The organism is Paenibacillus sp. CH40 (assembly GCF_024213605.1).
In the GTDB taxonomy this organism is placed as follows: domain Bacteria; phylum Bacillota; class Bacilli; order Paenibacillales; family Paenibacillaceae; genus Paenibacillus; species Paenibacillus polymyxa_B.
In genome coordinates this window covers 448,232-460,635 of the sequence record NZ_JANAVQ010000001.1, presented here as the reverse complement: position 1 = coordinate 460,635, position 12,404 = coordinate 448,232, and the positions used below count along the sequence as shown (strand labels likewise).

Genomic DNA, 12,404 nt, shown 5'->3' with positions numbered 1-12,404 from the left:
TTGCGCCTGTATGACCAGTCTGTTCCCTCTTCTATTCAGGTTATACCTACCTATTCTCGTAAAAAAGGAGCCCTTAGGCTCCAAACAATCCAGTGATATAAAAAGAGAACTGCAAAAACTGTATATAAATCATCTGGGACAGCGTGTAAAGAGGTTCAATTGTTACAGCTCGAACCTGCGGAATGACCAGGATAAGCAGAAAAATAAAGATCGACCACTGTTCAAATTGCTGAAGTTTACGGCGTGCAGGAGTGGGGGCCACATCTTCCACAATCCGGTATCCATCCAGTGGAGGCAGTGGGATCAAATTAAAGATAAACAAAAATAGATTTAAATTGATCAGAGCATTGATAAACAAATAGATTGCTTGAGCTACCCGTTGGTTCTCCATCCCCGGCAATACTTGAAAATGAAGGAGCACGGCATAGATCAAAGTAGTAACAAATGCAAGCAGCAGATTGCTCAGCGGACCCGCAGCCGATACGATAATGCCCATGAGGCGCGGACGGCTAAAATTGTCACGATTAACCGGAACTGGCTTGGCCCAGCCAAAGCCTCCGATCAACAGCAGCAGCGTACCCAGCAGGTCAATATGCACTGCCGGATTTAAAGTCACGCGCCCAAGTAGCTTGGCCGTAGGGTCACCAAATTTATTGGCATAATACGCATGTGCAAACTCATGAACCGTGAACGATATGATCACAGCCAGTAAATAAAAGGGAAGAACATTTAAATTTACACGAAAAATATTTTGTAGAAAATCCATACTTACCTCTTTCTCGCCACAAACGCCAGCCAATCTTCATCCCGGCTTATTTCGGCAATCTCAAAGCCAGCTGCTTTCAAAGCAGTTTCGACAACCTCTTCTTTGTTCTTCCAAATCCCTGAAGCAATATAAATACCACCTGGTTCCAGGGCTTTATATACATCATCAATGAACAGCAGAATAATCTCTGCCAATATATTAGCTACCACCAGCTTGACCGGTAACTGGATACCCAGCGTTGGATCGCTTGCATTAAGCACAGATAGCAAATCACTTTCTTTAATGGTGATGCGTTCCTCCAGTCCGTTCAAACGCGTATTTTCCCGCGCACTGGATACTGCCACCGGGTCCAAATCCAAGGCAAGTACATGCTTCGCTCCCAGCTTTACAGCTCCAATGGCCAAAATACCGGAACCCGTGCCGACATCAATAACTTCTTCTCCACCCTTAATCACAGACTCCAGCGTTCTCAGACAAAGGGATGTCGTAGGATGCGTTCCGGTCCCAAAGGCCATACCAGGGTCCAGCTCAATGATTTTTTCCTCTTCACTCGCAGGCTCATATTCCTCCCAAGTGGGTTTAATCGTCAGACGGTCCGATACACGCAAAGGCTTGAAATATTGCTTCCAAGCATTTGCCCAGTCATCCTCATCAACTGTTTTCAGCTCATACTGAACCTCACCAGGATCAATATCGAAAGTTCTCAATTCTTCGACGCGCGGCTCAATCTGCGAACGAATACTATCCATGTCCACTTCTTCGGCAAAATAGCCTTTGATGATCGCTTGTCCTTCAGGTATGTCGTTCAAAGGCCGATCATACCACTGTCCATAGGACGTATCCCGTGGCTTGTTGAGCGAACCAGATTCTTCAATGGAAACCCCTCCTGCACCTGCTTCGTGCAGAAAATTCGAAATCATTTCGATGGCTTCTTCGGTTGTATGTATTGTAATTTCATTCCACAACATGGTTTTCATTTCCTCCTCATTTCACATGCATACATTACATTGTACTATATACATGCACAGGAGTTCAAAAAAGCTAATATTATCGGTGCTCAAAATATTTTTTGTAGAGCTTGTATTTGTTGTCCTCTCTTTTAGTCCAAGCACCCTTAACTCTAGTACATACAATACAATATACTAGAAAAGGAGTGATTTAGTATGGCAAAGACGGTGTTAGATTATAATGCCAGTGTTATTACACCTATCACTAATGGTATAAATCTTCCTGTTCCGATTTCTCCAGCCGGACTTGGAATTGCTACGACGTCTGTATTTATTGATCCTGCTATTCCTGGAGCTGTCAACAACCGAGTAGAGTTAAAAGCCTCGATTGGACTACGTTTTGTCGGTGCCGGTAACATTAGAGTACTTGTACGGATTTGGAGAGCTGGCAAAGAAATTTATTACGGACTGGAATCCAATGTCTTCGATAACAATATTATTCTTAATGTCGAAACGGTAGACGTTGCACCTCTGGGCGTGCAAAACTACCAACTGATTATTGAAAATCAGACGCCTGCGACGACTGCATTTGTCTCCGGTCCTCTTGTTTTTAGTGCAACAGCATATAGCGGATAATGAATAGGAAGAGGAAAGAACACAAATAAGACGGGCTATCCCAAAATCATCATTGTTGATGGGGATAACCCGTTTTATTAAATTCTACTCATTGTCGTTTATGATACGCTGCTGACGACGGTCAGCTACTTCGCTACGCCGGATCGCTTCTAGATCCTCAGCATCTGCCTGATCTGCCGAGAACTCAACATCTTCATTTTTAGCAGATTGCATGCGTTTGATTTTCTCCGTTTTGGTCAGCACTTTATCAAACCGTTTGTTTTTGGACATCGGTCACTGCTCCTTCCAAACTTTTCACAGCATTCCACCCGCTTGTTCCACGATGGACATCGCCTGGTGATGAATGGATTCATCCACCACAGCGGTCAACAAAATATCGCGGCCTGTCGGTCCGCCTTGTCCTCCATCACTCATGCCACTGGCGGACGGATCAGCTGCAGCCAGTATTGCTGGAGTTGCATCTGTAAAGTCCACGCCCTGTGTCAGTGAGGACAAGCTGCTAATCTGTCCTGAAAATACAGGTAATCCGGCGTTGCCAGTAGACTGCCGCGGATACCGGCTAAATCGGTCTATCGACACATCGGCTACCCGGAGAGCTTCCAGTTTTCTAGCGGCTCCCTGTGCTTCCTCAGGACTTTTGAAATACGCCAAAATATTTTTTTCACCCATCTCAAAATCTCCCTGTGTAGTATTGAGCGCAACTGCTCTTCAAGAGCATAGAGCGTTACGCTTTGTTATATCCTGCTCATTGGCACGATTTTATATTCCCTACGAAGCTAGACGGATCAGGCGGTATCGAGAACATCAAGCCAAGACTGTGAACCATAGTTTGTGAAGAATATAACTTTTACGGGTGTAAAGTAGCAGTCGGAGCTTCACCTGACTTGGCTACTCCTGTCTCCCATGCAGCACGAATAACAGCATCCCGTACCTTTTGAACCACCTTCGGATTAAAAACATTCGGTATGATATAAGTTTCACTTAGCTCTTCAGGACAGATCGCATCAGCGATGGCAAGTCCGGCAGCTAGTTTCATTTCCTCATTAATTGTCGTAGCATGGCAATCTAGAGCACCCCGAAAAATTCCCGGGAAGCACAGCACATTGTTAATCTGATTTGGAAAATCGGAGCGACCGGTAGCAAGTACACGTACATGAGGTGCGGCTACAGCTGGATCAATTTCCGGCTTCGGATTCGCCATGGCGAACACAATAGGATCAGTTGCCATGCTCTGTATATCCTCTACAGTCAGTATATTCGGGCCTGAAACACCGATGAATACATCAGCTCCCACAATCACATCGGATAAACTTCCACTTAAATTGTGCGGATTAGTCATGTTCGCATACTCTGTCCAATGCGGGTTACTGTACTCCACGTCACGATGAATAGCTCCCTGTCGATCAACGCCAATCAGATTGCGCACACCTGCCTTAAGCAGCATACGGGAGCAGGCCATACCCGCCGCACCAATCCCTGCAAATACAACTTTGACATCCTCCATTTTTTTGCCACATACCTTTAATGCATTGACCAGACCCGCTAATACAACAACTGCCGTACCATGCTGATCATCATGAAATACTGGAATGTCTAGTTCCTGCTTCAACCGTCTCTCGATTTCAAAACAGCGTGGCGAAGATATATCTTCCAAATTAATGCCGCCAAAGGCAGGAGCAATCATTTTGACAATTTGAACAATTTCATCAGCGTCCTTCGTGTTGAGACAGATTGGGAAGGCGTCGACACCTGCAAATTGTTTGAACAACACTGCTTTACCCTCCATTACAGGCATAGCGGCCTCCGGTCCGATATCTCCTAATCCAAGTACTGCTGTTCCGTCTGAAACGACTGCTACTGTATTCTTTTTGATCGTTAATTGATACGCTTTGGCTGGGTCATTGGCGATTTCCATACAAATTTCAGCTACACCCGGCGTATACACTTTGGACAGCCCCTCCATCGTTTCAATTCGCTTCTTTGGTAAGGTCTCCATTTTGCCACCTGCATGTAATTCTCTAATTTCGTCTATTAAACTGCTCATATTTTTCTCCGTCCTTTCATGTCTCTATTTGGATATGAAACTCAATCCTGTGTATAAAACTCATCAGCTCCAAAATTGGAGTAACAAAGTTGCTAAAATGACCGTGCCTGCCCCGCCAATACGTGTTGCAATTTGTGCAAAAGGCATCAGTTCCATCCGATTGGACGCAGACAGAATGGCTACATCTCCCGTGCCCCCTAACCCACCGCGACAGCTAGTCACCAAAGCAGCTTCTACGGGATACATGTGAATCCATTTTCCTGTGAAGTATCCTGTAACAATCAATGCAACTACAACAGATGCGCAGGTAATGGCATAAGGAACCGTTAAAATCCCAACTACACTATCCAGAGGTACATACAAAATACCCAATCCCACCATCAAGGGCCACGTCAGACTTGCCGTTATACATTTGTACAAGTGAAAAGCTCCCTGCTCCAATGTGTTCGGCATGATCTGAATACACTTAATTAATGCCGCCGCCAGAATCATGAGGATCGGACCTGGAATATGGAGATACGGCTCCAGCAGCTTTCCCACAATAAAGAAAGTACAGGCCAACAGCAGACCTCCTCCCATCAATGGAAAAGAAATCGATTGTTCCAGACTTGCCGGGGCTAACTTGTCTGCATCTTTATCCAGTTTTAGTAACCTCCCGTTACCTGAAGTTTTTGGATTTTTCTCTGCTAATCTCTTCAGAACACCCGCACCTATGATTGCAACAATGTTCCCGATAATTGCAGCCGGGATAAACTGGGATACGAATATTGCCGAATCCTTGCCCAGCACCAATCCATACGAAATGGACAACGGTAAAATGCCTTCCCCAATCCCACCGGAGATAATTGGAATGATGATGAAAAAAAATGTATGGTAGGCGCTATAGCCAAAAGCCATACCCACCACCATTCCCACGCCAACAGCTGCAATAGATCCTATAATAATGGGGGCAAAAATTTTGACAATTCCGTTCATCAGCATTTTGCGATCCATGCCAAGAATACTTCCCGTTACTAGACATGCGATGTAGAAGTAAAGAAAATTCGAGGTTTTCATAAGCGTGTGTACCGCACCCATCGCAGATGGACTAAACATATTCCAAAATACCATTAACGATGGAACCATAAGTGATAAAATGGCCGGCCCGCCAATATGCTTAAGCAACGGAAGTTTGGCCCCTAGATCACTGAGCAGTATACCTAAAATCATGATGACGGCAAACCCGCCCAACAGATCGTTTGGAAGTCTTTCAGTAACTGCAGCTGCATAAACAATCAGCGCGATCACGGCATAGAGTGGAAGAGGAATAACCCCCAACTTTACCCTACCCAGCATTCTGATGCCATCTACAAAATTTTTACTCCATCTTTGCCCCTTTTGAATGACAGGCTGATTCGTAGCATTTTCCATAAATCTCCCTCCATAAAGTGAAGAATGATGATCATGTTTCCATTCTACACCTTGGAAAACGCTTTATTTGGTTTTATAACTAATCATTCACTTTTGTAATTAAAGTAATCAGAAAGAAGATTTAAATAAAACTATTCATGATGCCTTCTGCCTGTGGCAATATTCGGTATTGGTAAACAGGGCGTCCTATGGTACCGTATATGGTTTCCATGGAAAGAGCCTCAATCTCTGTCATAAAAGCCAGGTACTTGCGCATAGACACCCTGGATATCCCTGCGCTCTCCGCAATATCCTCGGTGGAAAATAGCACCTTATTATGCCGCTGGATACAATTCCATATCATAGCCAGCGTGGATTTAGTTATGCCTTTGGGCAACCGTGCCAAGTCTTTAGTCAAGCTTTTATGATAAATCAGTCGGTCCAGTTCCTCCTGGGAAAGTAGACTGTGCTCACGCACGATGCTAATGTGCTCTCGGTACCCCGTGAGGGCCTCCAAAAAACGGTTAAAGTGGAACGGCTTAATCAAGTAATCCACCGCGCCGAAGTTCATCGCTTTTTTGACACTGTTCATGTCACTTGCAGCCGAGATGACAATGACATCTATATTTACACCTGTCTCCCGTATGAATGACAGTAAATCGAGGCCATTGCTTTCCTGCATATACACATCTAGCAGTATCAGATCAATGGCCTGTTCAGCTATATATTTCTTCGCCTCTTCCACAGAAGAAGCCCAGCCCCCACATCGAAAACCTTCCACCTGCTCCATATATTTGCGGTTAAATTCCGCAACCATCGGATCATCTTCTACAATCAGGACATTAATCATGTTCATCATTCCCCGCTATAATGTATGGAATCGTAATCTGAAAACAGCACCCTTGCTCGGCTGGGATCAACTTTATACTTCCCTGTAATCTTTTCACGCTTTGCGTCACCAGATAAAGGCCCATTCCTCGTGACTCTCCCTTGGTCGAAAAACCTTTTTCAAATATAGCCTTTACAAGCCCTTCCGGTATACCCGGACCATTGTCGCACATGATACAGGTCAGATAACCGTTCTTCTGGCTTTCCTCATAATAAAGTGAAAGGGTAATCCGCTTGAGCTCCAAAGATTCCATCGCCTCCACCGCATTATCAAACAGATTGCCAAGAATAGTAATCAGTTCATGCGTCGTTTGAGTTTGACTGGATTCGGGCAAGTAACTACCTGGAGTCAGTTCAAAATTCGCCCCTACTTCTCTGGCCCGGCTTAATTTCCCCAACACAAACCCTGCCATAACTGGGTCCCTGATCTGCCGGGTGATGGAGCCAATCTCCACTTGATGATGCTCGACGGCATCCATAATGTAATGCTCCAGTTTATCATACATTCGTAAGTGTACCATCCCCATAATGACATGCAGCTTGTTCATAAATTCATGAGCCTGCGCACGTAGTGCTTCTGTGTACAGGGACACTCCTGTCAAACGTTCCGCAAGCTGGTTCATCTCCGTTTTATCCCGAAAGGTTACAATTGCCCCCACAATTTCCCCCTTGACCCGTATCGGAACACTGGTGGTCAGCAAAGTTATTCCACCCAGCTCCATTTCCTCATCCATTTGTGGAGTACTCGCTTCCAAGACCTCTTGCAATCGAAAAGCGGATAGATAAACGGTAATCTCCTGTCCGGAGAATGAGAAATCTTCAATCCCCGCTTGTCTAAGCAGACGTATCGCTTCTGCATTCATCAGCATGACGCAACCGAATTCATCTACCGCAATAACTCCTTCCTTGATGGATTGCAACATAGCGCTGCGTTCCTCCAGCAAGCGTGCGATTTCCGGCGGTTCGAGACCGACTAGCATATTTTTGATTTTACGAGCCAGCACAACCGCACCTCCAGTGCCAATCAACATTCCAGTGCCAATGGCTATCGCAATAAGGCGGTTGTTGCCTTCCTGAGCCATCTGTACATCTTGCATGGATATACCAACAACAATCGCCCCTACCTGCTTCCCCGTTAAACTGAACACGGGGGAAAAGGCTCGCATGGACAAGCCCAATGTTCCCTTCGCAACGGACACGCTCTCATGGCCATGAAGTGCAGTAGACTCGTCTCCACCGACAAAGGCTTTGCCGATCATCCTAGCATCCGGGTGCGTTTTACGAATTCCCTTCATATCCATTGCCACGATAAACTGGATGTGATTTGCTGCTGAAACCCTCTTCACATACTCCTGCATGGAAGGAGACGAACCCGTCCCTTGCAATTGCTCGACAATAAGCGGCGTATGGGCGAGTGTACGCGCGATGGACATTGCCTTTTCTTCCAGTCCCTTCTCAGTTTCATGCTCCACTCTCTCAGCAAATAAGAGGGTTACAGGCAGAAGCACAAGTGCCATAACTAGACATACTAGCAGTGTAATTAAGCCTCTGAGCTTTAATAGCGGTTTACCCCGACGCAGCTTGAGCTGTACATTTCCGATGGAACTCACCCCTTTCTACTTGATATTAAGTCTTCAACAGTTCAACATGCCTATACAAAAATGGTTATGTATGTGTTTACGTGAATATAAAAAAAGGAACTATCCCGCAATTGCGGAATAGTTTCCTTTGATTCATGGTTGAAGCTCCGCGATTCCTAATTGGGCTTAGTCGCCTCGAAAGGCGCGCTTCACACGGTCAAAAAAAGACTGCTCATTCTCATGTGTCTGCTCTCCGCTAAGCGAAGAGAACTGACGCAGCAAATCCTTTTGTTCCTCACTCAGTTTACTAGGCGTTACCACAACTACCTTAATATGCTGGTCACCCTGACCTACGCCGCGCAGTTTTGGCACACCTTTTCCTTTAAGACGGAAGTAAGTACCTGTTTGTGTACCTGCTGGAACTTTCAGCTTCACTTTCTCGGTCAACGTTGGGATCTCGACTTCATCTCCCAATGCTGCCTGTGAGAACGTCAGCGGAATTTCACAGTAGATATCGTCTCCCTCACGCTCAAAGAAGTCGTGCGATTTCACACGGAACACGACGTACAAGTCACCTGCCGGTCCTCCGTTGACACCGCCTTCGCCTTCACCGTTAATACGCATTTGTGCGCCGTCATCCACACCCGCTGGAATACGGATATGAATTTTACGTTGCTTGCGTACCCGACCCGAACCGCTACAAGTCGTACATTTTTCTTTAATGATTTTACCGGAACCGCCGCAATTGGAGCAGGCACGTCGATTAACCATACGACCAAACGGTGTATTCTGCACCACTTCTTCCTGTCCGCTACCGTGGCAGACGGAGCAGGTTTGTGGTTGAGTACCCGCTTTGGCTCCCGTACCGTGACACGTATCACATGTTTCCGTACGTTCAATATGAATGTCGGTTTCTTTACCGAACACCGCTTCCTTGAATTCAATCGTCATCGTATATTGAAGATCGTTCCCACGCTGCGGTGCATTCGGATCGCGTCGACCGTTGCCGCCGCCACCAAAGAACATATCAAAAATATCGCCAAACCCGCCACCGAAGTCGGCACCACCACCAAAGCCGCCTCCCATGCCCTGGTTCGGGTCTACATGACCATACTGGTCGTATCTTGCCCGCTTCTGACCATCGCTGAGAACATCGTAAGCTTCTTTCACTTCTTTAAATTTAGTTTCCGCGTCCGCAGCCTTGTTCACGTCCGGATGATACTGACGCGCAAGCTTACGGTAAGCCTTTTTGACTTCTTCATCCGAAGCGCCCTTCGCGACGCCCAGCACCTCATAATAATCACGCTTATCAGCCAATGTTCCACCCCCATGCCTACAACGTGTCTGCACTACATATAAAAGGAAAGCCAAAGGCACGGGATGACCCGGCTTTGACCTTCCCATCATTTCAAGGCAGTACAACCCGTAATATGCTTATTTATCTTGGAAATAACTGTTACCCTTCGGCTAATTGTTATTTATCAAGGCAGCTACGCTGCAATTACTATTCAGTATATCATAACGCATCGGTGTACCGTAAAGCTACCACTACCCGATCCGTAACTTAGTCTTTCTTCTGGTCTTCGTCAACAACTTCATAGTCCGCGTCAACCACATTGTCGCGGCCTTTGCTGTCTGCTGCGCCATCTTGAGCTTGTTGAGCCTGTGCTTCTTGAGCAGCTTGCTCATACAGCTTCACAGACAATTGCTGAACGATTTCAGTCAGTTCTTCAGTAGCTTTTTTGATGTCTTCCAGGTTGTCGGTTTCCAGCGTTTTTTGCAGATTTTCTTTAGCTGCATTTGCTTTTTCGACTTCGCCTGCATCCGCTTTTTCGCCCAGATCTTTAATCGTTTTGTCTACAGAGTAGATCAGTTGATCCGCAGCGTTTTTCGCTTCTACCAAATCTTTGCGTTTTTTATCTTCTTCCGCATGCAACTCGGCATCCTTCATCATACGTTCTACTTCCTCATCGCTCAAGCCGCTGGAAGATGTGATCGTAATTTTTTGGCTTTTGCCTGTGCCTTTATCTGTAGCGGATACGTTCACGATACCGTTCGCATCCAGATCAAAGGTAACTTCGATTTGTGGTACACCACGTGGTGCTGGAGGGATATCTCCCAATTGGAAACGACCCAACGTTTTGTTGCCTGCTGCCATTTCACGTTCACCTTGCAACACGTGAATTTCTACGCTAGGCTGATTGTCGGCATACGTCGAGAACACCTGCGATTTGCTCGTAGGGATCGTCGTGTTACGATCAATCATTTTAGTAAATACGCCACCTGCGGTTTCAATACCGAGGGACAGTGGAGTTACGTCAAGGAGAACGACGTCTTTCACATCACCAGTCAGTACACCCGCTTGAACTGCCGCGCCCAAAGCTACCACTTCATCAGGGTTTACGCCTTTGTGAGGCTCTTTACCTGTCAGCTTTTTGATTGCTTCTTGTACAGCCGGAATACGTGTGGAACCACCGACCAGAACGATTTTGTCGATGTCGCTGGCACTCATGCCTGCATCTTTCATCGCTTGACGAGTAGGTCCCAAAGTACGTTCTACCAGACCTTCAGACAATTCTTCAAATTTCGCACGAGTCAGGTTCAACTCCAAATGCTGTGGAACGCCATCAGCTACTGTGATAAACGGCAAAGAAATCGTCGTTGTCAGTACGCCAGACAGTTCTTTTTTCGCTTTTTCCGCTGCATCTTTCAGACGTTGTACAGCAGCTTTATCTTTGCTCAGGTCAATGCCTTGATCTTTTTTGAACTCATTTACGAGGTAATCAATAATCACTTGGTCAAAGTCATCGCCACCCAGCTTGTTATCGCCGCTTGTTGCTTTAACTTCGAAGAAACCGTCGCCCAGTTCCAGAATGGATACGTCAAATGTACCACCACCCAGGTCATACACGAGGATCGTTTGGTCTTCGGATTTTTCCATACCGTATGCCAATGCAGCTGCTGTTGGCTCATTGACAATCCGCAGAACTTCCAGACCGGCAATTTTACCTGCATCTTTGGTTGCTTGACGTTGACCGTCATTGAAGTAAGCTGGAACAGTGATAACAGCTTGAGAAACCGTTTGTCCCAGGTAAGCTTCAGCATCGGATTTCAGCTTTTGCAAAATCATAGCGGAAATTTCCTGTGCGGAATATTCCTTGCCGTCAATGCTTTCTTTATGATTTGTACCCATGTGACGCTTGATGGACATGATTGTACGATCTGGGTTCGTAATTGCTTGGCGTTTTGCCGTTTCCCCTACAGTACGTTCTCCATCTTTTTTGAAACCAACAACGGAAGGGGTTGTGCGTGCGCCTTCCGGATTTGGAATAACGACCGCTTCGCCGCCCTCCATAACAGCCACACAAGAGTTGGTTGTACCTAAGTCAATACCGATTACTTTGCTCATCGGACAATTCCTCCTTCTGTATATACGAGGCCCTCAGGCCAGAATGGTTGAATCAAAATGATGTATTTCTAATGTATATTGAAAAAGCTACATGCTCACTTTTACCATCGCTGGACGAAGCACCTTGTCCTTCAGCATGTATCCTTTTTGTACCTCTTCAACGACGATGCCTTCCTCATGCTCTTCGCTCTCTACCTGCATAATAGCCTGATGGAAATCAGGATTAAACGGTTGTCCCACTGAATTCATGGCCGTTACTCCCTCTGCCTGAAGCACACTCTCAAACTGACGGAAAATCATTTCCACGCCTTTGCTGAATGACTCAGACTCCGCTCCTTGCGGTGCTGTTGCCAGCGCACGCTCGAAGTTATCCAAAACAGGCACCAACTCGGTAACCAGCTTCATAGATGCATATTTGGCAAGGTCTTCTTTTTCTTTCAGCGTACGACGGCGAAAATTATCAAAATCCGCCTGAGCGCGTAAAAACCGTTGCTGATGCTCTTCCGCCTGAGCGCGAAGCTTAGTGAGCTCTGTTTCGCTTTCTTGGTCTTCCAGTGCCGCCGCTTCATTAACCGGCTCTTCCTGCTGGCTCGTTTCGGCGGCTTCCTCTGTGCTTACATTTTGTTGTTTTTCTTCTTGGAACGCTTGTTCTTCCTTCAAAATGTTTCACCTCCTTCAAGTCATAACTACCTTCTACAAAAACACGCAACAATGCACCCGCGCAGGATACAAACCGTATCCCCGC

At 46.1% G+C, this 12,404-nt stretch carries 12 protein-coding genes; 1 reads left to right on the top strand and 11 read right to left on the bottom strand.

Annotated elements, in window-relative coordinates; translation table 11 throughout:
* Window positions 1–73 precede the first annotated feature (73 nt).
* Complete coding sequence (locus NLX73_RS02040) at window positions 74–766, bottom strand: site-2 protease family protein (RefSeq protein WP_254325241.1); 693 nt, start codon at window positions 764–766, stop codon at window positions 74–76.
* 2 nt (window positions 767–768) lie between these two features.
* A complete protein-coding gene (gene prmA, locus NLX73_RS02035) occupies window positions 769–1,734 on the bottom strand; it encodes a 50S ribosomal protein L11 methyltransferase (RefSeq protein ID WP_069290019.1) in 966 nt (321 codons plus the stop codon).
* 195 nt (window positions 1,735–1,929) lie between these two features.
* Here prmA and NLX73_RS02030 point away from each other — a divergent pair, with 195 nt between their 5' ends.
* Window positions 1,930–2,349 carry a hypothetical protein gene (locus NLX73_RS02030; protein ID WP_039272296.1) on the top strand — a complete coding sequence of 140 codons (420 nt, stop codon included), beginning with the start codon at window positions 1,930–1,932 and terminating at the stop codon, window positions 2,347–2,349.
* 84 nt (window positions 2,350–2,433) lie between these two features.
* Here NLX73_RS02030 and NLX73_RS02025 read toward each other — a convergent pair whose 3' ends face one another.
* The 9 genes from NLX73_RS02025 to grpE all read right to left on the bottom strand — a co-directional run bounded on the left by NLX73_RS02025 (window position 2,434) and on the right by grpE (window position 12,319).
* The gene (locus NLX73_RS02025) at window positions 2,434–2,619 is read right to left on the bottom strand and encodes a YfhD family protein (protein ID WP_069290020.1); all 186 of its coding nucleotides are present in this window, start codon (window positions 2,617–2,619) and stop codon (window positions 2,434–2,436) included.
* A gap of 24 nt (window positions 2,620–2,643) precedes the next feature.
* Window positions 2,644–3,018: a hypothetical protein gene (locus NLX73_RS02020; protein WP_013311164.1), complete on the bottom strand. Its 375-nt coding sequence runs from the start codon at window positions 3,016–3,018 to the stop codon at window positions 2,644–2,646.
* A gap of 178 nt (window positions 3,019–3,196) precedes the next feature.
* Window positions 3,197–4,393, bottom strand: a complete 1,197-nt coding sequence (locus NLX73_RS02015) for an NAD(P)-dependent malic enzyme (RefSeq protein WP_103049596.1) — start codon at window positions 4,391–4,393, stop codon at window positions 3,197–3,199.
* Window positions 4,394–4,456: 63 nt separating this feature from the next.
* A complete protein-coding gene (locus NLX73_RS02010; protein WP_254325240.1) occupies window positions 4,457–5,803 on the bottom strand; it encodes a 2-hydroxycarboxylate transporter family protein in 1,347 nt (448 codons plus the stop codon).
* Window positions 5,804–5,924: 121 nt separating this feature from the next.
* Window positions 5,925–6,632 carry a two-component system response regulator DcuR gene (gene dcuR, locus NLX73_RS02005; protein ID WP_069290023.1) on the bottom strand — a complete coding sequence of 236 codons (708 nt, stop codon included), beginning with the start codon at window positions 6,630–6,632 and terminating at the stop codon, window positions 5,925–5,927.
* Window positions 6,625–8,280, bottom strand: a complete 1,656-nt coding sequence (dcuS, locus tag NLX73_RS02000) for a DcuS/MalK family sensor histidine kinase (protein ID WP_254325239.1) — start codon at window positions 8,278–8,280, stop codon at window positions 6,625–6,627. Before dcuS ends, dcuR begins: the two co-directional genes overlap by 8 nt.
* Before the next feature lie 156 nt (window positions 8,281–8,436).
* Window positions 8,437–9,567 carry a molecular chaperone DnaJ gene (dnaJ, locus tag NLX73_RS01995; protein WP_023989511.1) on the bottom strand — a complete coding sequence of 377 codons (1,131 nt, stop codon included), beginning with the start codon at window positions 9,565–9,567 and terminating at the stop codon, window positions 8,437–8,439.
* Window positions 9,568–9,814: 247 nt separating this feature from the next.
* Window positions 9,815–11,659 carry a molecular chaperone DnaK gene (dnaK, locus tag NLX73_RS01990; RefSeq protein WP_013311171.1) on the bottom strand — a complete coding sequence of 615 codons (1,845 nt, stop codon included), beginning with the start codon at window positions 11,657–11,659 and terminating at the stop codon, window positions 9,815–9,817.
* An 87-nt stretch (window positions 11,660–11,746) separates the two neighbouring features.
* Window positions 11,747–12,319 (bottom strand): nucleotide exchange factor GrpE, encoded by a 573-nt coding sequence (gene grpE / locus NLX73_RS01985; protein ID WP_013311172.1) that lies wholly within the window; start codon window positions 12,317–12,319, stop codon window positions 11,747–11,749.
* Between the last annotated feature and the right edge of the window lie 85 nt (window positions 12,320–12,404).